At 73.4% G+C, this 19,599-nt stretch carries 19 protein-coding genes, 1 other RNA gene and 1 pseudogene; 10 read left to right on the top strand and 11 right to left on the bottom strand.

From position 1 onward, the window contains the following. Positions 1-60 precede the first annotated feature (60 nt). Positions 61-708 (bottom strand): TetR/AcrR family transcriptional regulator, encoded by a 648-nt coding sequence (locus IF30_RS0136645; protein WP_030246710.1) that lies wholly within the window; start codon positions 706-708, stop codon positions 61-63. Positions 709-889: 181 nt separating this feature from the next. Beyond that, on the bottom strand, positions 890-2,497 hold the full coding sequence (locus IF30_RS0136640) for a DHA2 family efflux MFS transporter permease subunit (RefSeq protein ID WP_030246706.1): 1,608 nt from the start codon (positions 2,495-2,497) through the stop codon (positions 890-892). A 303-nt stretch (positions 2,498-2,800) separates the two neighbouring features. Here IF30_RS0136640 and panB point away from each other — a divergent pair, with 303 nt between their 5' ends. The 3 genes and pseudogenes from panB to IF30_RS46005 all read left to right on the top strand — a co-directional run. Next, positions 2,801-3,670: a 3-methyl-2-oxobutanoate hydroxymethyltransferase gene (gene panB, locus IF30_RS0136635; protein ID WP_030246704.1), complete on the top strand. Its 870-nt coding sequence runs from the start codon at positions 2,801-2,803 to the stop codon at positions 3,668-3,670. A 156-nt stretch (positions 3,671-3,826) separates the two neighbouring features. Next, positions 3,827-4,852 (top strand): daunorubicin resistance protein DrrA family ABC transporter ATP-binding protein, encoded by a 1,026-nt coding sequence (locus tag IF30_RS0136630; protein ID WP_030246702.1) that lies wholly within the window; start codon positions 3,827-3,829, stop codon positions 4,850-4,852. Further along, a pseudogene (locus IF30_RS46005) lies at positions 4,849-5,463 on the top strand (ABC transporter permease); the annotation flags it as partial. The gene IF30_RS0136630 and the pseudogene IF30_RS46005, both read left to right, overlap by 4 nt. Before the next feature lie 291 nt (positions 5,464-5,754). Here the strand turns inward: IF30_RS46005 and IF30_RS0136615 are convergent. Continuing rightward, a complete protein-coding gene (locus tag IF30_RS0136615) occupies positions 5,755-9,132 on the bottom strand; it encodes an AfsR/SARP family transcriptional regulator (RefSeq protein ID WP_030246695.1) in 3,378 nt (1,125 codons plus the stop codon). Positions 9,133-9,316: 184 nt separating this feature from the next. Between IF30_RS0136615 and IF30_RS0136610 the strand changes: the two genes are divergently transcribed. After that, on the top strand, positions 9,317-10,132 hold the full coding sequence (locus IF30_RS0136610; protein ID WP_030246693.1) for a site-2 protease family protein: 816 nt from the start codon (positions 9,317-9,319) through the stop codon (positions 10,130-10,132). 15 nt (positions 10,133-10,147) lie between these two features. Here the strand turns inward: IF30_RS0136610 and IF30_RS0136605 are convergent, their stop codons facing one another. After that, on the bottom strand, positions 10,148-10,342 hold the full coding sequence (locus IF30_RS0136605) for a hypothetical protein (RefSeq protein ID WP_030246691.1): 195 nt from the start codon (positions 10,340-10,342) through the stop codon (positions 10,148-10,150). Between the two features lie 121 nt (positions 10,343-10,463). Next, positions 10,464-11,156: an NADPH-dependent F420 reductase gene (npdG, locus tag IF30_RS0136600; protein WP_030246690.1), complete on the bottom strand. Its 693-nt coding sequence runs from the start codon at positions 11,154-11,156 to the stop codon at positions 10,464-10,466. A gap of 47 nt (positions 11,157-11,203) precedes the next feature. Between npdG and IF30_RS0136595 the strand changes: the two genes are divergently transcribed. Further along, on the top strand, positions 11,204-11,809 hold the full coding sequence (locus IF30_RS0136595) for a hypothetical protein (protein WP_030246689.1): 606 nt from the start codon (positions 11,204-11,206) through the stop codon (positions 11,807-11,809). Positions 11,810-11,822: 13 nt separating this feature from the next. Here the strand turns inward: IF30_RS0136595 and IF30_RS0136590 are convergent, their stop codons facing one another. Beyond that, positions 11,823-12,050, bottom strand: coding sequence for a hypothetical protein (locus IF30_RS0136590; protein WP_030246687.1), 228 nt, complete (start codon positions 12,048-12,050; stop codon positions 11,823-11,825). A gap of 159 nt (positions 12,051-12,209) precedes the next feature. On the opposite strand from IF30_RS0136590, the gene map reads away from it, so the two are divergent. Further along, on the top strand, positions 12,210-13,055 hold the full coding sequence (gene map / locus IF30_RS0136585; RefSeq protein WP_030246685.1) for a type I methionyl aminopeptidase: 846 nt from the start codon (positions 12,210-12,212) through the stop codon (positions 13,053-13,055). A gap of 19 nt (positions 13,056-13,074) precedes the next feature. Here map and IF30_RS0136580 read toward each other — a convergent pair whose 3' ends face one another. Beyond that, positions 13,075-13,776 (bottom strand): bifunctional DNA primase/polymerase, encoded by a 702-nt coding sequence (locus IF30_RS0136580; RefSeq protein ID WP_030246683.1) that lies wholly within the window; start codon positions 13,774-13,776, stop codon positions 13,075-13,077. 511 nt (positions 13,777-14,287) lie between these two features. Between IF30_RS0136580 and IF30_RS0136575 the strand changes: the two genes are divergently transcribed. Both IF30_RS0136575 and IF30_RS0136570 read left to right on the top strand, forming a co-directional pair. Continuing rightward, the gene (locus IF30_RS0136575; RefSeq protein ID WP_051712010.1) at positions 14,288-14,518 is read left to right on the top strand and encodes a hypothetical protein; all 231 of its coding nucleotides are present in this window, start codon (positions 14,288-14,290) and stop codon (positions 14,516-14,518) included. Positions 14,519-14,553: 35 nt separating this feature from the next. Next, complete coding sequence (locus tag IF30_RS0136570) at positions 14,554-14,751, top strand: hypothetical protein (RefSeq protein WP_030246680.1); 198 nt, start codon at positions 14,554-14,556, stop codon at positions 14,749-14,751. A 60-nt stretch (positions 14,752-14,811) separates the two neighbouring features. On the opposite strand, the gene IF30_RS0136565 is transcribed toward IF30_RS0136570, so the two are convergent. After that, entirely contained in the window at positions 14,812-15,480 is a 669-nt protein-coding gene (locus IF30_RS0136565) for a PadR family transcriptional regulator (RefSeq protein WP_030246677.1), read from the bottom strand. Positions 15,481-15,793: 313 nt separating this feature from the next. Between IF30_RS0136565 and IF30_RS0136560 the strand changes: the two genes are divergently transcribed. Together IF30_RS0136560 and IF30_RS0136555 are read left to right on the top strand one after the other, a co-directional pair. After that, complete coding sequence (locus IF30_RS0136560) at positions 15,794-16,192, top strand: ACT domain-containing protein (RefSeq protein ID WP_030246675.1); 399 nt, start codon at positions 15,794-15,796, stop codon at positions 16,190-16,192. 107 nt (positions 16,193-16,299) lie between these two features. Further along, positions 16,300-16,557: a hypothetical protein gene (locus IF30_RS0136555; RefSeq protein WP_030246673.1), complete on the top strand. Its 258-nt coding sequence runs from the start codon at positions 16,300-16,302 to the stop codon at positions 16,555-16,557. A 206-nt stretch (positions 16,558-16,763) separates the two neighbouring features. Here the strand turns inward: IF30_RS0136555 and IF30_RS0136550 are convergent, their stop codons facing one another. From IF30_RS0136550 to IF30_RS0136540, 3 genes are all read right to left on the bottom strand, one after another. Further along, positions 16,764-17,198, bottom strand: a complete 435-nt coding sequence (locus tag IF30_RS0136550; RefSeq protein ID WP_030246672.1) for an NUDIX domain-containing protein — start codon at positions 17,196-17,198, stop codon at positions 16,764-16,766. Between the two features lie 470 nt (positions 17,199-17,668). Beyond that, positions 17,669-18,066: RNase P RNA component class A (gene rnpB / locus IF30_RS44280), an RNA gene on the bottom strand. A gap of 13 nt (positions 18,067-18,079) precedes the next feature. After that, on the bottom strand, positions 18,080-19,567 hold the full coding sequence (locus tag IF30_RS0136540; protein ID WP_051712016.1) for a DHA2 family efflux MFS transporter permease subunit: 1,488 nt from the start codon (positions 19,565-19,567) through the stop codon (positions 18,080-18,082). Positions 19,568-19,599: the final 32 nt, after the last annotated feature.

Genomic DNA, 19,599 nt, shown 5'->3' with positions numbered 1-19,599 from the left:
CATCGCCCGAGGTCAGCGGGGCCGTGAGTCAGCGTGGCCCTGAGTCGGCGGGGCCCTGGGTCAGCGGGGCCCGAGGCCGTCGAGCAGGGAGTCGACCATGGTGCGGGCCAGGTCCGGGTCCTCCAGGTCGGAGTCGTCCCACAGGATGCTGCGGTAGAGGATGGGGCCCATCAGCAGGTCGCCGAGCAGGTCCAGGTCGAGGTCGTCGCGCAGCACGCCCTCGTCCATGGCGCGGCGGATCAGGGCCAGCCCGGCCTCGCGGCGCGGTTTGATCACCCGTTCGCGGTAGGCGTTGTGGAGTTCGGGCAGGCTCTGCATCTCGCCGTAGGCGGCCTTGAGCACCCAGCGGGTGCGCTTGGCGAGGCCGCGCCGGCGCATGTAGTCGACCATGTCGATGAGGTCGGCCCGGGCGCCTTCGCCGGTGGGCCCCGGCATCGGGACCTCCAGCCGGCTGACCACGTCGACCAGCAGGGCCTCCTTGTTGGGCCAGCGCCGGTAGATGGTGGCCTTGCCGACGCCGGCGGCGGTGGCGATGCCCTCGATGGTGAGCTCCGACATCGCGGTACCGCCTGCCATCAGGTCCTCGACGGCGGCGAAGATGGCCTGCTCGGCGGCCTCGCTGCGCGGTCGGCCGCGGCGGGCGGCGCAGGCCGGGCCGGTGTCGGCGGTCGGGGCGGCCGTCCTGGCGGTCGGGGTGTCCGTGTTCATCCCCGCTGTTCTCCTCGCTGTCCCCGGGCGCCCGGGCGCCGTCCGTCTCGTGGGTGGTCCGTGCGACGGGCGGGGGGCCCGTCGGACCGAGGCCCTGCCGCCCCGGTCGCACCCGGGGTGGCAGGGCCATTGTCACTCAGTCGCCACCGGTCGTTCGGCCGGTGGCCGGTCCGACCGCGGGTCAGGCCTCCGCGGTCGCGGCCTCCAGGGACTCGTCCCGCTGCCCGGCGGCCGGAGCGGCCGGACCGCCGGGGGCGGCCACGCGGCGCGGGAGCAGGAACCAGGCGACCAGCGCGCCGACCAGCGAGATGCCCACCGAGAGGGCGGCGACCACGTGCATGGCGTGGATGAAGGCGTCGTTCGCCGGGCCGATCAGTGCCTTGCCGCCGGGGATCCGGTCGGCGATGGCCACGGTGGCCTCCAGTGACTCGCCCGCCTTGTCGCGCAGCCCCTCGGGCAGCCGGGCGAGGGTGTCGGACATCCCGTCGCGGTAGACGGTGGAGAGCACCGCGCCGAGCACGGCGACCCCGAGCGAGCCGCCGACCTGGCGGAAGGTGTTGTTGACGGCGGATCCGGCACCGGCCTTCTCGCGGGGCAGCGAGCCCATGATCGCGACGGTGACCGGCGGCATGACGTGGGCCATGCCGGCGCCCATCACCAGGCCGAGGACGATCAGCACCCAGATGGGGCTGGTGGTGGTCAGCACGGTGTAGCCGACGAAGCCGATCGCGACCAGCACCATGCCGCTCGTGGCGGTGGCGGCGACGCCGAAGCGGTCGACCACCAGCCGGGCCCGCGGCGCGAACACCAGCTGGGCGACCGCCAGCGGCAGCATCAGCAGGCCGGCCTGCAGCGCGCTGTAGCCGCGCACGCTCTGGATGTAGAAGACGCCGAAGAAGGAGACGCCCATCAGCGCGAAGAAGATCACGCCGACGACCACCACGGAGGCGCTGAACACCTTGTTGCGGAACCAGGTGACGTCCAGCGCGGGGAACGGCGTGCGGCCCTCGAACCAGACGAAGGCGACCAGCGCGAGCACGCCGACCAGGGTCGGCCCCCAGGCCCCGACGGCGGTGAAGTCGGCCAGCTCGCCGCCCTTGATGATGCCGTAGATCAGCGCGACCAGGCCGATGATCGACAGCAGTACGCCGACCGGGTCGAGCTTTCCCGGGTTGGGGTCCTTGGACTCGGGCACCAGGATCGCCATCGCGATCACCGCGACGATCACGATCGGGACGTTGATCAGGAAGACCGAGCCCCACCAGAAGTGCTCGATCAGCAGACCGCCGGTGATCGGGCCGATGGCGATGGCCAGACCGACCGCGCCGGCCCAGATGCCGATCGCCTTGGGCTGCTCGGAACGCTCGAAGACGTTCATGATGATCGCCAGCGTGGCGGGCATCGCGAGTGCGGCGCCGACGCCCATCAGGGCGCGGTAGCCGATGAGTTCACCGGGCGAGCCGGCCATCGCGGACAGCAGGGAGGCGATGCCGAAGACCACCATGCCGGCCAGCAGCGCGAGCTTGCGGCCGAAGCGGTCGCCGAGCAGGCCGGAGGTGAAGAGCAGCCCCGCGAACACCAGGGTGTAGGAGTTGATCGACCACTCCAGGTCGCTCTGGGTGGCGCCGAGGCCGACCGGAGCGGGGGTCGCGATGGTCTTCATCGCGACGTTGAGGATCGAGTTGTCGAGCACGACGACGAGCAGGGCGAGCACCAGGGTGCAGAGGATCGCCCAGCGCCGACGGTGGATGGCTTCCGGCACACGAGGTGGCGCGGCTGCGGTGGTCATTGGTCTTCCCGTCCGTGTTGGCGTGGCACTGGCGGGCAATTCCGAGTCGGAAACGTCTCGTAACCCCCCGGCACCAGAGTAGCGGCTATTACGATACGAGACGACCCCGTTTCGTAAAAACGAGGCAAAGCCGGGAGCCTCCCGCGCGCCCCGGCGCGGAGCGCCCCGCACACCCGGTGTGGCGTGGATCGCACCCCGCCGACCGCACCCCTCTTTGCGCTCACGCCGGGGCGTGCAAGCATGGAGGTGATCCGGGGACGCCGTACGGCGCCACGAGACGACAACCCTTCAGGAGTCCGTTCGATGAACGCTTCTTCGCCTTCGCCTGCCCAGAGCCAGACGGGGACCGCCACCCTCTACGGCGGGGTCACCAACCGCCGCGTCACCGTCCGCGACCTCGCCGCCGCCAAGCAGCGCAGCGAGAAGTGGGCGATGCTCACCGCCTACGACGCCCTCACCGCGGGCGTGTTCGACGAGGCCGGGATCCCCGTCCTGCTCGTCGGCGACTCGGCCGGCAACTGCCACCTCGGCTACGAGACCACCGTGCCGGTGACCATGGATCAGATGGTGATGCTCTCCGCCGCCGTCGTCCGCGGCACCAAGCGCGCGATGATCGTCGCCGACCTGCCGTTCGGCTCGTACCAGGAGTCCCCCGCGCAGGCCATGCACAACGCGGCCCGGCTGATGAAGGAGGCCGGCGTCGGCGCGGTCAAGCTGGAGGGCGGCGAGCGCAGCGCCCGCTCGATCGAGCTGCTGGTCGAGGCCGGCATCCCGGTGATGGCCCACATCGGCCTCACCCCGCAGTCCGTGCACGCCCTCGGCGGCTACCCGGTCCAGGGCCGCGGCGACGAAGCGGCCCACCAACTGCTGCGCGACGCCAAGGCCGTCCAGCAGGCCGGCGCCTTCTCGGTGGTGCTGGAGGCCGTCCCCGCCGAACTGGCCGCCCAGGTCACCGAGCAGCTGGCGATCCCGACCGTGGGCATCGGCGGCGGCCCCGAGACCGACGCCCAGGTCCTGGTCTGGACCGACATGGCCGGCATGACGGCGGGCCGGGTGCCCAAGTTCGTCAAGAAGTACGCCGACCTGCGCGGCGTACTCGGCGAAGCCGCCCGCGAGTTCGCGGCCGACGTCCGCACCGGCGCCTTCCCGGCGGAGGAGCACAGCTTCCACTGAGGCCGGCCCCCAGCGCCCCCGCTCCGAAGCCCGGAGCGGGGGCGCTGTCGTACCCGAGCGGCGCTGACAGCGGCCTGACAGCCGCCTGGCAGCGGACCGCCCCGACCGCCGCCGGGCTGACAGGGGGCTGACAGGCGGGCCGGGGAGCCTGGGGGCATGACAGGAATCGCCACTGCCCCGAACACGCGGGGAGCAGCCGGGAACGCCGTCGAGGTGCACGGCATCGTCAAGCACTTCGGCACCACCAAGGCCCTCGACGGCGTCGACCTCACCGTCCGCGAGGGCACCGTCCTCGCCCTGCTCGGCCCCAACGGCGCCGGCAAGACCACCCTGGTGCGGGTCCTCTCCACGCTGATCAAGCCCGACGCCGGCAGTGCGTTCGTCGGCGGGTACGACGTGCTGCGCCAGCCCAAGCAGCTGCGCCGCACCATCGGCCTGACCGGCCAGTACGCCTCCGTCGACGAGTTGCTCTCCGGGTACGAGAACCTCTACCTGATCGGCCGGCTGCTCGACCTCTCCACCCGCGACGCGAAGGCGCGGGCCGCCGAGCTGCTGGAGCGCTTCTCGCTCACCGAGGCCGCCAAGCGGCCCGCCAAGACCTACTCCGGCGGCATGCGCCGGCGCCTCGACCTGGCCGCCAGCATGATCGGCCGCCCCCGGGTGCTCTACCTGGACGAGCCGACCACGGGCCTGGACCCGCGCACCCGCAACGAGGTCTGGGACGAGGTGCAGCGGATGGTCGCCGAGGGCAGCACGGTGCTGCTGACCACCCAGTACATGGAGGAGGCGGAGCAGCTCGCGAACGAGCTGACCGTCATCGACCGGGGCAGGGTGATCGCCAACGGCGGCGTCGCCGAGCTCAAGGCCAAGGTGGGCGGCCAGATCCTCCAGGTCCGCCCGGCCCATCCGGCCGAACTGCCGGAGATGGCCCGCTGCCTGCACGCGAGCGGCATCACCACCGCCACCGTCTCCCCCGACGACGGCCTGCTCGCGGTGCCGATCACCGGCGAGGAGCAGCTCACCGCCGTGATCGGCCTGCTCGGCGGCCGCGGCTTCGGCATCGCCGGCATCGACACCAAGGTGCCCAGCCTGGACGAGGTCTTCCTCGCCATCACCGGCAAGCCCACCGCCGACGCGGCCACCGCGGCCGCCGACGCCCTCGTCAAGGAGCCCGTCGCATGACCACCGCCACGCTCGCCCCCGCCGCCCGGGCCGAGGACGCCCGGTCCGCGGACACCCGGATCGGTCCGGCCGACACCCTGCGCCACATCGGCGCGCTGACCCGCCGCAACCTGATGCGGATCAAGGCCGACCCGGAGTCGATGTTCGACGCCGTGCTGATGCCGATCGTCTTCACCGTGCTGTTCGTCTACGTCTTCGGCGGCGCCATGTTCGCCGGGAACCAGGACGCCTACAAGCAGTTCATGATCCCCGGCCTGCTCGGCCAGACCGGTATGACGCTGGCGCTGGCCGTCGGCACCGGTCTGAACAGCGACTTCCAGAGCGGGGTGATGGACCGTTTCCGCACCCTGCCGATCGGCCGGGCCTCCGTCCTGCTGTCCAAGATCGTGGCGGAGACCCTGCGGGCCCTGCTCTCCTCCGCGATCCTGCTGACGTTCGCGTTCATCCTCGGCTTCGAGCTGAAGACCGGCGTGCCGGAGCTGCTGGCCGCGGTCGGCCTGTCGCTGGTGTTCGGCATGTCGATCGTCTGGATCTCGATGCTGCTGGGCATGGCGATGAAGAGCGCGCAGGCCGTCCAGGGCGTCTCCATGCTGGTCCTGATGCCCATGCAGTTCGGCAGCTCGATCTTCGCGCCGACCGACACCATGCCGGGCTGGCTGCAGGCCTTCACCAAGGGCCCTGTGCCGGGCCGGGCCCCCCCCCGCCCCCCCCCGCCGGCCGCCCCCGCCCCCGCCCCGCGGGCGCCGCGGGCGGCCCCGGCCCCGGGGGGGGGGGGGCCGGGGGCCCGACCCCCGGGCCCGCCGGGCTCACGACACCGGGGCCCGGGGCTCGGGGTCCGGGGTCCGGGGTCCAAGGTCCGCGTTCGGGGCTCGGGGTCCGCGGTTGGCGGCTCGGGGGCGGGCCTACCCGATCAACTCCGTCAGCAGCGCCTGCGTCTGCTCCTGCGTCATCGCGTTCCCGCGCGCGTAGGCCTCCTCGTACGCGGCGTCGCCCAGCAGTTCCCGCAGCGCGGCGGCCGACCGTTCGCGCTCGACGCGGTCCAGGTAGCCGCCCTTCGGGCCGTTCAGCCCGTTCTGGGCGCCCAGCAGGAGCGCCGCGGTCGCGGCCCGCCCGAGGTCCCGGTCGCGTTCGGCGAAGACCCGCAGGGTCCCGACGACGGCCGGCACCACCATGACCGCCATCTGCTCCACGAAGCCGGAGGACGTCGTGATCGACCGCAGGATCCCCCGGCCCTCACGGATCAGTTCGAGCCCCCGCTCCGGGTCGCCGGCCCGGGCCGTGAGCCAGCCGCGGGAGGAGACCAGCAGCCCGGAGACGACGCTCGGCGCGAAGAAGTGGAGTTCGAGCCCCTCCAGCCGGTCCAGTTCGGCCAGGGCCTGGTCGTACTCGCCGCGCTGGGAGTGCACGCCGCAGAGCGTCAGATGGCCGAACAGCCACGCGCCGCTGCTGGCCTGGTCCAGGCCCGGGGAGTCGACCTCGGCCAGCGCGGCACGGATGATCCGCTCGCCCTCCGCCATGTCCCGCTCCAGCAGGGCGCTGCCGAGGTGGACCCGCAGCATCGGCACCTCCTGCGGCGCCCCCAGCTCCTCGGCCAGCTCGATCGCCCGCCCGTACGCGGCGGCGGCGGCCTCGGCGTCACCCCGGGCGGCCAGCGACTCGCCCTGGGCGGCCAGCGCCTGGGAGATCCCCCAGAGGTTTCCGGCCTGCCGGTAGAGCTCCAGGGAGCGCTCGCCGTCCCGGATGCCCTGCTCCTCGCCGCCCGGCCAGTCGTTCATCATCTTGGCCCGGAGCTGCAGGGCGAACGCCATGTCGTTCGGGCCGCCGTGGCGCTCGCAGCCGGCGACGGCGTCGTCGAGCAGGTCCTTCATCAGGTCCACCCGGCCTGACAGGAAGGCGCCGAAGACCCGCATCAGCGCGGGGAACCGGTAGGCCTGCGGCAGCTCCGGGGTGTAGGAGTCCAGCAGCTTCCGGGCGATGTCGACGGCCTGCGGGTCGCCGAGCACCTCCAGGTTCCCCTCGAAGAGCCCGATCAGCCGGTACATCGCGAGCAGCCGGCGGGCCTCCTGGGCGACCCCTTCGGGCATCGGCAGGCCGTACGCGAGTACGTGGTGTTCCAGCGGCACCGGCGGCGGGGCGTCCGGGCCGAGCGGGTCCGGGCCCAGCGCCGCGACCGCGTCGTACCAGTTGCGGGCCTCCAGGCTGTAGTTGCGAAGCGACCAGTACCAGCTCATGCCGAGGGCGAGGGCCAGGGCCTGCTCCTCGTCCCGGAGGTCGATCGCGCGGCGCAGCGCGGCCCGGATGTTGTCCTGCTCGCGCTCCAGCACCGTCAGCCAGTGCAACTGCCGGGAGCCGTGGATCTGCAGGTCGGCGTCGGTGACCACGGAGCGGAAGTGCGCGAGGTGGCGGCTCTCGGTGGCCGCGCGCTCGGCGGCGGACTCGCCGAGCCGTTCCTGCGCGTACTCGTGGATGGTCTCCAGCATCCGGTAGCGCGGCAGGCTGGCACCGTCCAGGTCGGCGACCAGCAGGGACTTGTCGACCAGCGAGAGCAGCAGGTCGGCGACCTCGCCGGGGGCCACGTCGACGCCGTCGGCGCAGACCGCCTCGGCGTCCTCCAGTTGCCAGCCGCCCGAGAACACCGAGAGCCGGCGCAGCACCGCCCGTTCCCGCTTGCCCAGGAGGTCCCAGCTCCAGTCGACGACCGCGCGCAGGGTCTGCTGGCGCGGCAGCAGGGTGCGGCTGCCCGCGGTGAGCAGTGCGAACCGGCTGTCCAGCCGGTCGGCTATCTGGCGCGCCGTCATCACCCGCAGCCGGGCGGCGGCCAGTTCGATGGCCAGCGGCAGCCCGTCCAGGCGGCGGCAGATCTCGGCGCAGGCCTCCGGATCGCCCTGCGGGTCGAAGCCGGGACGGGCGGCGGCGGCGCGCTCGGTGAACAGCCGCAGGGCGACCGGGTCGGGCAGCGGCTCGACCGGCAGCACCGTCTCGCCGGGCACGCCGAGCGGTTCCCGGCTGGTGGCGAGCACGGTCAGCCCCGGGCACTCGGCGAGGAGCACGTCGGCGAGGTCGGCGGCGGCCTGGATCAGGTGCTCGCAGTTGTCCAGGACGAGCAGCATCCGGCGGTGGCGGCAGTGCTCGACCAGCCGGCGCAGGGGGTCCTCGGCGCGCTTCTCGATCACCTCGGTGACGATGCTGGCGCTGTGCAGCACGATCTCGCGCAGACCGAGCGCGGAGACCACGGCGGCGGGTACGGCGTCCGGGCTCTCCAGCGGGGCGAGTTCGGCCACCCAGACGCCGTCCGGCCAGGTCCCGGTGGGCTGTTCGGCCCGGCCGGCCTCGACGGAGAGGCTGGTCTTGCCGGAGCCGCCGGGGCCGGTGAGGGTCACCAGCCGGCGCTTCGCCAGCAGCGCGCGCAGCGAGGCGAGATCGGACTCCCGGCCGACGAAGCTGGTCAGCCGGCCGCGCAGGTTGCCGCCGGCGCGCGGCAGCGGGGGCGCCGGTGCCGGTGCCGGTGCCGGTACCGGCGCAGCCTTGGCGGGCGCCGGCGCCGGCGGCACCACCGCCTCCGGCGCCGCCGGGGCGAGCAACTCGGCGTGGAGGGCCCGGAGTCGCCGCCCCGGGTCGACGCCGAGCTCGTCGGCGAGGGCGCGCCTGGTCCGCTCGTAGTGGCGCAGCGCCTCGGCCGTCCGGCCGCTCTCGTGCAGCGCCCGGATCATCAGCAGTTGCAGCTGCTCGTCCAGCGGCTGCCGCTCGCACAGTTCGGTGAGTTCGGCCACCAGGTCGGCGGCCCGGCCGAGCCCGAGGTCGGCGGTGATCCGGTGGCGGCGGGCCTCCTCGCGCTGGGCCTCCAGCCGGGCGGCCGGGCCGGTGCGGTCCGGCAGGTCGGCGAGGGCCGGGCCGCGCCACAGCGCCAGGGCGGCGCGCAGCCCCTCGGCGGCGGCCGCGTGGTCCCCGGCGTCGAGGGCGCGGCGGCCCTCGGCGGTCAGCCGCTGGAAGTCGGCGAGGTCGGTGGCCGGGCCGGTCAGCCAGTACCCGGCCGGGCCGGAGCCGATCTCGTCGCGGCCGACGGTGCGGCGCAGCCGGCCGACGAGGGTCTGCAGCGCGGCGGAGGAGTCCTGCGGTGGATCTGCTTCCCAGACCTCGTCCACCAGGAGGTCGGCCGGCACGGGGCGGCCCTGTCTCAGGGCGAGCGCGGTCAGCAGCGCCCGCAGCCGGGCGCCGCCGAGCGGCACCGGGGTGCCGTCGTCGTGGTGGGCCGTGGTCGTCCCGAGGATCCCGTAGTGCACCGGACCATTCTGGTGGATCGGCGGGGGCGGGGCCGCACAATTGTGCTGACCCCTGTGGGCGCGGAGGAACGCGGCCCGGAGTCCGGACGTTCATCCGGAGCGGCTTGTCGGTCACGGGCCCGCCCGGCATGATCGACCCCTGCCCCTGTTTCCCCCTTCCCCCTGCCCACGGAGCTTCCCCACCATGACCTTCGCCGCCACGCCGCGCTCCCGCAGCGAGGACCGCCGGATCAGCCCGGTGTTCTGGGTGCTCCTCGCCATACTCGGCACGTCCGGCTGGGCGGTGTACGCGGGCTACGGCAACGCCTCGTTCGGGGTGTTCCTGTTCGTGGTCGCGGGCTGGATGGTCTCGCTCTGCCTGCACGAGTACGCCCACGCGCGCACCGCGCTGCACGGCGGCGACCTCACCGTCGGCGCCAAGGGCTACCTCACGCTCAACCCGCTGAAGTACGCCAACGTGCTGCTCAGCTTCGTGCTGCCGATCGTCTTCGTGATCCTCGGCGGCATCGGCCTGCCCGGCGGCTCGGTCTGGATCGAGCGGCACCGGATCCAGGGCCGGCTCAAGCACAGCCTGATCTCGGCGGCCGGTCCGCTGGTCAACCTGCTGATCGGGGCCGCGCTGCTGGTCCCGATCGGCGCGGGCTGGCTGGACGACCCGGCGGTGCACGCGTTCTGGAACGGCTACGAGCTGACCATCTCGCCGTTCTCCGGCGCGCTCGGCTTCCTCGCCTTCCTCCAGCTCAGCGCGGCGGTGCTGAACCTGCTGCCGGTGCCCGGCCTGGACGGCTACGGCGTCGTGGAGCCGTGGCTGTCGTACAAGACCCGGCGCGCGGTCGAGCCGTTCGCGCCGTACGGGATGCTCGCGGTGTTCGCGCTGCTGTGGCAGCCCGAGGTGAACTCGTTCTTCTTCGGGATCGTCCACGGCCTGATGGGCCTCTTCGGCGTGGACCAGGACTACGCGACTCTCGGCCGGTACCTGTTCAGCTTCTGGAAGAACTAGCCCGCGAGAGCGGGGTCAGCCCTGCTCGGCCGCCGCCCCCGCGGCCTCGGCGATCTTCGCGCGACGGCGGTTCAGCCAGACCACGTTGCTGGCCACACCGGCCAGCGGCAGCCAGACCAGGCCCAGCCAGAGGCCCTGGGTCAGCGAGAAGACGGCGGCGGCCAGCGCGAGGACGACGACGATCAGGGCGAGCAGGGACGTGCGGGGCATGGCGGGAGGCTCCTAGTACGGGTACGGCCGTCCGGGTCGCGGCCGCCGTCCATTGTCGCCGACCTCACCTCCGGAGCGGGTCCAGGGGTGAGGTCGACACGGCGGCGTCCGGAGCGCACGCTCAGACGTCGGTGACGCGCAGGCCCGCGTGGGCCTTGTAGCGTCGGTTGACCGAGATCAGGTTCGCCACCAGCGCCTCGACCTGGTGGGCGTTGCGCAGCCGGCCCGCGTAGATGCCGCGCATGCCGGGGATCCGGGCGGCCAGGGCTCGCACCACGTCGGTGGCGGCCCGCTCGTCGCCCAGCACCATGACGTCGGTGTCGACGGCCTCCACCGACTCGTCCTGCAGCAGCACCGCCGACAGGTGGTGGAAGGCGGCGGTGACCCGCGAGTCCGGCAGCAGCGCGGCGGCCTGCTGGGCGGCACTGCCCTCCTCCGGCTTCAGCGCGTAGGCGCCCTGCTTGTCGAAGCCGAGCGGGTTGACGCAGTCGACGACGATCTTGCCGGACAGTTCCTCGCGCAGCGCGGTCAGGGTGGCGGCGTGGCCCTCCCACGGGACCGCGACGATCACGACGTCGCTCTCCCGGGCCACGGTGGCGTTGTCGGCGCCGCGCACGCCGAGGCCCAGCTCGGCCGCCGAGGCCTCGGCCCGGGCGGCGTCGCGGGAGCCGATCATCACCCGCTGGCCGGCCTTGGCCAGCCGCAGGGCCAGGCCGCGCCCCTGGTCGCCGGTGCCGCCGAGGACGCCGACCACCAGCTGCGAGACGTCCGGCAGTTCATGGGCCGGGTTTGTCGCTGATTCGAGGGAAGTCATGGGCTGATCCTGCCAAACCCCCGGCCCGGCGCGACATCCTGGCCCGCATGGACGCGGTGAGAGTTTCGGCACTCCGGGAACGGCTGGCGGGCACGGGCTGGTTGGAGCGGGCCGGAGGCTTCGCCGGATCGCTGCGGCGCTCGGTGGAGCGGCGCAGCGCGCGCGGCCTGCTGCTGGTCGGCACCGAGGCGTACGAGCCCTGGCACCTCGCCGCCCACCTGGCGGACGAGGCGGCCTGGTCGGCCGTCCCCCGGCTGGCACCGACCCTGCTGCGGCACCGGTCGCCCGCCGGCGCCCCGGCCCACCTCGCGCACGACCTGCGGCGGCTGGCCGAGGCCGGGCGCGGCGCCACCGTCCTGGTGGTGGCCCCGGGTGCGGCCGGCGCCCGGCTGCTGGAGCGGGTGCACGACGCCCGGCGGCAGGGCGCGACCGTGCTGGCGCTGGACGGCGCCGCCCCCACCGAGCCGGGCGACCTCGGCGGACTCGCGCACGAGCGGCTGGCCGTGGGCACGGCCGCCGAGGAGCCCTTCGACCTGGCGCAGCACCTGGTCAGCGCCGCCGCCGGCCGGCCGCCCGCCCGCCGCTCCACCCTGGACCGGCTCGCCGACCTCGCCGGGCGGCTGGCCTCGGCGCCCGCGCTCAGCCGCTGGTAGGCGCTCGGCGCGCCTACGCGGTCGGGCCCTTCGGCTCGTCCCGCCACCGCGGGTCGTTCTGCCACTCCCGGTTGCGCTCGTCCGCGATCCGCAGCGCCTGGGCGGCCTCCTCCGGGCTGGTGTACGGGCCGAGACGGTCCTTCGCCGGGCACTCCGGGCCCTCCTCGACCTTGTCGTGCTTGATGCAGTAGAACCACTCACCGGGCTTGCCGGTGGGCTTGCGGTGGAATCCGAGGGGCATGGCGTTCTCCCGTTCAGGCGCTCGGCGTTCGTTTCGAGGCACTCGGCGTTCGGTCGGACAGGCGGCGTTCAGGTGTCGGGTCGATACCGATCATTCCCGTGCCCGGGCCCCTCCGCACACCGCCCGACCCGGCGGAGCCCGGCGACTAGACTCGCGGCCATGGCTCTCGTACCCGGCATCCAGTCCCCCACCCGCAAGGTCCCGGCGCACATCCCGCGCCCCGAGTACGTCGGGCGCCCCGCCCCGGCGCCGTACACCGGGCCCGAGGTGCAGACCGCCGAGACGATCGAGAAGATGCGGATCGCGAGCCGGATCGCCGCCCGGGCGATGGAGGAGGCGGCCAAGCTGATCGCCCCCGGCGTCACCACCGACGCGCTGGACGCCGTCGCCCACGAGTACATGTGCGACCACGGCGCCTACCCGTCCGACCTCGGCTACCGGGGCTTCCCCAAGTCCGTCTGCACCTCGATCAACGAGGTGATCTGCCACGGCATCCCGGACTCGACCGTGCTGCAGGACGGCGACATCGTCAACATCGACGCCACCGCGTACATCCACGGCGTGCACGGCGACCTCAACGCCACCTACCTGGTCGGCGACGTGGACGAGGAGTCCCGGCTGCTGGTCGAGCGCACCCGGGAATCCCTCGACCGGGCGATCAAGGCCGTCAAGCCGGGCCGCCAGATCAACGTCATCGGACGGGTCATCGAGTCCTACGCCAAGCGCTTCGGCTACGGCGTGGTGCGGGACTTCACCGGACACGGCATCAACACGTCGTTCCACTCCGGCCTGATCATCCCGCACTACGACAGCGAGCGGGCCACCGAGGTGATCAAGCCGGGCATGACCTTCACCATCGAGCCGATGCTGACCCTGGGCACCCACGACTACGAGATCTGGCCGGACGGCTGGACGGTCGTCACCAAGGACCGCAAGCGCACCGCCCAGTTCGAGCACACCCTGGTGGTCACGGCGGACGGCGCGGAGGTCCTCACCCTGCCGTGACGGCGCGCCGGGCGCGGCGTCAGCCGATGAGCCACTGCTCCTCGGCCACCGCGCCCACCTCGGTGCAGGCGTCGGTCAGCACGTCCAGGACGCGCAGCGGGTCCGGCAGCGGCTGCTCGGGCCCGCGCAGCCACCGCACCCGGGAGCCGTCCGGCAGCGCGGCCGGCGGGAGGAGGGTGTAGGAGCCGCGGCAGTGCCAGCGCAGGCCGGGGTGCTCGGACATGGTGTCCGGGGTGGAGTCGAGCGCGCTCGGCCACCACTCGTCCTCGTCCTGCGGGGTGCCGCGCGTGGCGGTGAAGAACAGGTAGCGGTCCTCGCCGACGGCGGCGACCGGGCCCTCGACTCCCAGCGCGGTCAGCCGCTCCAGCGCCAGCCGTCCGGCCTCCGCCGGGACGTCCAGCACGTCGTGCACCCGGCCGGTGGCGGTGATGAAGTTGGCCTGCGGGTCGCGGGCGAGCCAGCGGGAGAGCTGATCGGGATCGGTCGTGGCCTGGGTCTGCCAGGCGAAGGAGACCGGGTGCTGGGCCGGGGCCGGACAGGCCACCCGGTCACAGGAACAGCGGTAGCCGGTCGGGTGCGCGGCCGGCGCCAGCGGGAAACCGGCGCGCGCGGCGCCGAGCAGCTCGGCCAGCCCCCCGGCCGGACCGTCCGCGCCCCCTTCGCGAGTCCGCTGACGATCACGCTTCTGCCACCAGGTCGTCCACCTGCCGCCGGCTTCCATCGGGCCCCTTCCGCGCAACTGCCGTGCCTGGTGCGACACAGCGTTCGACGTACCACTCCGACGCAACGCACGACGCCCCCCGCTGCTTCCCGGAGGTGCCCGGCCCTGCCGTCCGCGCCCCGCCGACCGCGTCCCGGGGTCACCGGACGGCCGACGCCCGGGTCACGGTACGCAGTCGCGGCAGCACGCTGTCCGCGCCGGATCGGCCGGAGGGGCACGCGGATCCGCGCCCCGCCCGGCCCGTACGGGGCCCGCTGTCCCGGGTGGACCCCGAGGGCGTACAGGAAGGATAAGGGTGCGCGGGCCCTCCGGATGACCGGGGGCGGTGCCTCCCCGGTCACACTCCCGCGCGCAGACCGCGCGCAGACCGGGCACACTCCCGGCACGCGGCCCTCACGAGGCGTTCCCGGCAGCTTTCCCTTCCGGTTTCCTTTCCGGCTTCCCTTCCGGGTGTTCCCGGTCACCCCGGCGGGGCCCGTGGTCGCCCGCGCGGAGGTGAGATCCTGGGGGGATGAAGAGCGCGGACACCGCATTCGTCGGCGGCCCCCTGGACGGGCGGATCCTCCCGATCCCCCTGGGGCCCATGCTCGGCGTGCCCAAGACGTACAAGGTCCCCGTCCCCGCGCACGGCGGGGCTCCCGCGCGCACACTGGTGTACGTCCGGGCCAAGCAGGTACGGGGACTGAGCTGGTTCTGGCGCTACGAGTACGACGAGGCGGCCACCGCCAAGGCCTCCGGCTGACGGTCCGCCCCCCATCGCCTCCACGGGAGGTCGGCATGGCCAGGACGGAACGGCACCCCAGGAGCCGCCCCCGCGCCGTCGCGCACCACAACCGGCAGGTCGCCGTCGTCACCGGCGCGCTGCTGCCGGTGGTGTGCCTCTACAGCGTGGTCATCGGGCCCGACGGCTGGCTCTGGTTCGCCTGGGCGGTGCTGCTGCTCGTCAGCGTGGCGCTGTTCGTGGTCCGCCCCTGAGCAGCGGCACCGCCCGCCGGGCCGGCTTCCACAGCCGGGCTCCCGCCCCCTTCTCGCCGGTCAGTCGTCCTCGGCGAGGACCAGGTACAGCTTCTTGCGGGCCTCGGTCAGCACGGCCAGGCCCTTGGCGCGCTGCGCCTCGGTGCCCGTCCGCATGACCTGCTGGACCGCCTGGTCGAGCGCGGCGAGCGCCTGGCCCACCTCCTGGACGGCCTCCCAGTCGACCTCCCGGCCGGCCTCCGCCCACGGCTCCGCCGGACCGGCCTCGGCCTCGGCCCGGCCCGCCTCGGTGAGCGAGACCAGCCGCTTGCCGCCCACCACCTCCGCAGTGATCAGGCCCTCCTCCTCCAGCAGCTGGAGGTTGGGGTAGATCGAGCCCGGGCTGGGCCGCCAGGCCCCGCCGGTCCGCTCGGCGATCTCGGCGATCATCTCGTAGCCGTGCATCGGCCGCTCCTTGAGCAGCGCCAGCAGCGAGGCGCGGACGTCACCGCGCCGGGCCCGGCCGCCGCGCCGCCCGTGCGGCCCACCCCGCCTGCCGCCGTGCCCGCCGAAGCCGTGCCCGAACGGGCCGCCCATCGGCCGGCCGGGGCCGCCGCCGAACGGCGGACCGAACCCGCCGAACGCCTCCCGCCCCTCGAAGCCCTCCCCGGGCACCCCCCGGAACTCCGGCCCCGGCCAACGCCGACCGCCGCCCGGGCTTTCTCCACGGAATCGCTTTCCTGAGCGCATGGCGCCCACCTCCTGGTTCTCCGAAGCGTTCTCCGAGTACTTCCTCCGAACGCTTACCCGAGACAGTCGAGTCACTGTCTCGATAGTTCGACGATATATCGGTGACTGTCGCTCGTCAACGCGCCAGCGACAGCCGATCCCACTCGACGGGCCCGACGGACCCCACCGAACTGCGACCGGCCCCAGCGGAGTTCGACCGACCGCCGACACCGCCCGGCACCTCCCGCCGCAGCACCCGCAACCGCCGCGCACGGCTCCCGACACGGCCGACAGGCCCGGACACGCCCCGTGCCCAGCCGCTACGGTGACGGGCATGGCCGGAGAACGAGATCTTGCGACGCTGCTGCGCGGAATGCGCCCGCTGCTCAACCCTGGGCGGTACGTGTACTGCACGCTCCCCGCGAGGGTGCCCGCCGGCATGCGGCCGGTGGTGACCGTCGCCGAACCCGAAGGGGTGACGGTGGTGGTCGCCCAGGAAGAGGCGGACGCCCTCGGACTGCGCTACGAGTACGTGGCGGCCTGGATCACCCTGCAGATCCACTCGGCGCTGGAGGCCGTCGGGCTGACCGCGGCCGTGGCCGGACGGCTCGCCGAGGAAGGGATCAGCTGCAACGTCGTGGCCGGCTTCCACCACGACCACCTGTTCGTCGCCGCCGACGACGCCGAACGCGCCGTCCGCGCCCTCGAAGAACTCGCCGCCCGCCCCGCCTGACGCCCGTCCGCCCGACAGTCCCGCCGGGTGGCCGCCTCCGACCGGTCCTCCGACACTGGAACCAGCCGCCCCGCCAGGGCCGGCCCCACCGGAAGGAGACGGCCGCCATGGCCAACTGCGTCACCTGCGGAAACGACTACTGGCTGGCCTTCGAGATCAAGACGGTCACCGGCGACACCTACACCTTCGACAGCTTCGAGTGCGCGATGGAGAAGCTCGCGCCCCGCTGCGAGCAGTGCAACGTGCGTATCGTCGGCCACGGCGTCGAAGTGGCCGGGATGTTCTTCTGCTGCGCCAGCTGCGCCCGGGTCAACGGCGGGCTCGGCGAGCAGATCCGCGACGCCGTCGGCGCCCACCCGCAGTAGCCGGCGCGCCCCGCCCGGTCACGGCCGGAAGGGAGCGGAAGAGTCGGCCCGTACGCCGGACCCAGTCGGCTCAGCGGCAGCTACCCGCGGCTCGATCGCCGCCGCACCTCGGACAGCAGCCGCTTCCCCGCGGTCCTGTCCTCACGTTCTTCCGCCGGGCGGGCGGGTCGACTTCTCCCCCGGGCGGGCGGGTCGACGGCTCCGGCTCACCTGGCGATCAGCTCGCGCACCGCATCGCTCACCTCGGGCAGGTCGCCGGGCAGGGCCCACTGGTGGGCGTTGTGCTCGGTGAGGACAACCGGTTCGGCCTTCTCGACCGTGACCGCGAAGTTGAACTGCCGGGTGATACCGCCACGGCTGTCGGGGTAGTCGAAGTGGCCGACGTAGCCGTTCACCGTCCCGATGGTCAGGCCGGTCTCCTCGGCGGTCTCTCGGTGGAGGGCCTCCAGGATGGTCTCGCCCTCCTCGACCTTGCCGGACGGGATCTCCCACAGCCCACCCATGAAGTCGTCGGGCTTGCGCCGCACCAGGAGGATCCGGGTGGCCTCGGTGACGACAGCTGCGGCCACGAAGCCGGTGATGCCGTCCTGCTGGGCATCGCTGACGAGGCCGGCCAGGAACTCGGCGGAGGCAACGGTCACAGCAACTCCTTGTGGTGGTCGCTCACCTTGACGGCCGCGCGAACGTACTGTTCGGCCAGCGCGAGATCCTGCTCACGATGCCAGACCGGGAGCTTGATCGTGTGCCGGTAGGCATGCTCGGCGACCGGGAGGACGGGCCCGGGCCCACGCCGCGCTCGGTGATCGCTCGCGTGCCAACGAGACCTGGCGGGGGCCGAAGTCGCACTGGCCGTCGAGGCTGCCGATTCCGAGCCCGGCTGGTGCGCGTGTTCCAGGCCAAGGGCCGCCTCCAGGCCAACGACGTCGAGCAGGCGCTCGCGGTCGCCAAGGAGTCGCTGGATCCGGCCACCCGCATCGGTGCGCCACAGCGCGACTGGGAACAGCCGGTAATAGACACGAAGAGTGAGCGACCGGACTGCGGCAGTCAGGGCATGCGAAAGGCCCCCCGACCTGCGAAAGTGCAGATCAGAGGGCCTTCCCCAAGTCGGCGACGGAAGAGTCGGCCTGTACGCCGGGTTCTGTCTCCCGGGTTGCTTGCGCGGCCCGGGGAGGCGGCCATCCATCTAGGGCTGCCGTTGCCGACAGCCTCGTGCGGTCCACCCGCGGACTCGGGCGAGCAGCCTTCGAACGTCCGCGCACGGCGCCCGAGGGCGCCGATCTTGACCTTGCTCCGGGTGGGGTTTACCTAGCCGGCCGGGTCACCCCGGTCGCTGGTGGTCTCTTACACCACCGTTTCACCCTTACCCACCGCCGGAGCGGTGGGCGGTCTGTTTTCTGTGGCACTGTCCCGCGGGTCACCCCGGGTGGGCGTTACCCACCACCCTGCTCTGTGGAGCCCGGACGTTCCTCGGCGGGTCTGGTGACCCGTCGCGACCGCCCGGCCGGCTCTTCCGCCGTAGTGGTCATCGTAGCCGCTCGGGCGGGGCCTCCCGCACACCGGGCCGGACGGCCGGCGGCTCACCGCCGAGGCGGGCGGCCACCCGGGCGGCCGTCCCGCTCGCCCAGGCGGTGGTGGTGGCCAGGCCCAGGGCGAGGATCGCGCCGCCGAGACCGACCAGGATCCACCAGCCGGCGTGGCTGGCCGGGGTGAAACCGGTCGCGACCGGGCCGACCACGGCCGAGGTGACGACCGTGCCGATCACCGCCACGCCCAGCGACTGGCCGACCTGCCGGCTGGTCGACGCCACCGCGGCCGCCACACCCGCCTGGGCGCGCGGCATCCCGGAGACCGCCGAGTTGGTGATCGGCGCGTTGACCATGCCGAAGCCGAAGCCGAACAGCGCGTACGCGACCAGCAGCAGCGCCGGCGGTGAGTCGGCGGTGAGTCGGGTGAGCAGCAGCCCGCTCGCGGCGAGGCCGAGCCCGGCCGCCACCAGCGGCAGGCGCGGGCCCCGGATGCCGACGATCCGTCCGGCCAGCGGCGCGCAGACCAGCATCATCCCGGCCATCGGCAGCGTCCACAGACCGGCCTCGACCGGGCCGTAGTGCCGGACGTTCTGCAGGTAGAGGGTGTTGAGGAAGAGGAAGCCGCCGAGCGCGGCGAAAGCGCACACCGCGGTGACGGTGGCCCCGGCGAACGGCGCGCTGGCGAAGAACCGCGGGTCCACCAGAGGTTCGGCCACCCGCCGTTCCCACAGCGGGAATGCCACCAGCGCGGCCACGGCGGACCCCGCGAGGGCGAGGATCAGCGGGGAGGTCCAGCCGTTCGCCGGGCCCTCGATGATCGCGGCGGTGCCGCAGCCGAGCAGCACGACCATCAGCAGCTGCCCCACCGGGTCCAGTCGGCGCGGCCGGGGCGAGCGGGACTCCGGCACGAAACGGGCCGTCAGCAGGATCGCCACCAGCGCCACCGGGACGTTGATCAGGAAGATCGACGGCCAGCCCGCGCCGTCCACCAGGAAGCCGCCGAGCAGCGGGCCGAGCGCCATCGAGATGCCGACCACACCGCCCCAGACGCCGATCGCCTGGGCCCGCTCCTTCGGATCGGTGAAGGTGTTGGTGATGATCGACATCGCCACCGGGTTGAGCATCGAGCCGCCCACCGCCTGCAGCGCCCGGAACACCACCAGCCACTCCAGGTTCGGCGCGAGGCTGCACAGCAGTGAGCCGAGCGCGAAGCACACCAGTCCGGTCTGGAACACCCGGCGACGGCCGAACCGGTCCGCCACCGAGCCGAACAGCATCAGCAGCGAGGCCAGCACCAGGGTGTAGGCGTCGATGATCCACTGCAGCCCGGACGCCGGGGCGTCCAGGTCCCGCTGGATCGCGGGCAGGGCGATGTTCACCACGGTGTTGTCGAGGCCGACGATGAACAGGCTCAGGCAGCAGATCGCGAGGACGAGCAGACGGCGGCGCCGCCCGGGCGCGGGGCCGGGGGCCGGGGCGGCGATGGGGGCGGGGGCGGCGGTGGGGGGCTGGGCTG

The organism is Streptomyces sp. NRRL S-350 (assembly GCF_000719705.1).
Lineage (GTDB): Bacteria > Actinomycetota > Actinomycetes > Streptomycetales > Streptomycetaceae > Kitasatospora.
This window is presented reverse-complemented; position numbering and strand designations above follow the sequence as displayed.

Coding starts and splice junctions, on each gene's coding strand:
- IF30_RS0136645 (WP_030246710.1), bottom strand. CDS start 708: ATGAACACGGACACCCCGACCGCCAGGACGGCCGCCCCGACCGCCGAC.
- IF30_RS0136640 (WP_030246706.1), bottom strand. CDS start 2,497: ATGACCACCGCAGCCGCGCCACCTCGTGTGCCGGAAGCCATCCACCGT.
- panB (WP_030246704.1), top strand. CDS start 2,801: ATGAACGCTTCTTCGCCTTCGCCTGCCCAGAGCCAGACGGGGACCGCC.
- IF30_RS0136630 (WP_030246702.1), top strand. CDS start 3,827: ATGACAGGAATCGCCACTGCCCCGAACACGCGGGGAGCAGCCGGGAAC.
- IF30_RS0136610 (WP_030246693.1), top strand. CDS start 9,317: ATGACCTTCGCCGCCACGCCGCGCTCCCGCAGCGAGGACCGCCGGATC.
- IF30_RS0136605 (WP_030246691.1), bottom strand. CDS start 10,342: ATGCCCCGCACGTCCCTGCTCGCCCTGATCGTCGTCGTCCTCGCGCTG.
- npdG (WP_030246690.1), bottom strand. CDS start 11,156: ATGACTTCCCTCGAATCAGCGACAAACCCGGCCCATGAACTGCCGGAC.
- IF30_RS0136595 (WP_030246689.1), top strand. CDS start 11,204: ATGGACGCGGTGAGAGTTTCGGCACTCCGGGAACGGCTGGCGGGCACG.
- IF30_RS0136590 (WP_030246687.1), bottom strand. CDS start 12,050: ATGCCCCTCGGATTCCACCGCAAGCCCACCGGCAAGCCCGGTGAGTGG.
- map (WP_030246685.1), top strand. CDS start 12,210: ATGGCTCTCGTACCCGGCATCCAGTCCCCCACCCGCAAGGTCCCGGCG.
- IF30_RS0136580 (WP_030246683.1), bottom strand. CDS start 13,776: ATGGAAGCCGGCGGCAGGTGGACGACCTGGTGGCAGAAGCGTGATCGT.
- IF30_RS0136575 (WP_051712010.1), top strand. CDS start 14,288: ATGAAGAGCGCGGACACCGCATTCGTCGGCGGCCCCCTGGACGGGCGG.
- IF30_RS0136570 (WP_030246680.1), top strand. CDS start 14,554: ATGGCCAGGACGGAACGGCACCCCAGGAGCCGCCCCCGCGCCGTCGCG.
- IF30_RS0136565 (WP_030246677.1), bottom strand. CDS start 15,480: ATGCGCTCAGGAAAGCGATTCCGTGGAGAAAGCCCGGGCGGCGGTCGG.
- IF30_RS0136560 (WP_030246675.1), top strand. CDS start 15,794: ATGGCCGGAGAACGAGATCTTGCGACGCTGCTGCGCGGAATGCGCCCG.
- IF30_RS0136555 (WP_030246673.1), top strand. CDS start 16,300: ATGGCCAACTGCGTCACCTGCGGAAACGACTACTGGCTGGCCTTCGAG.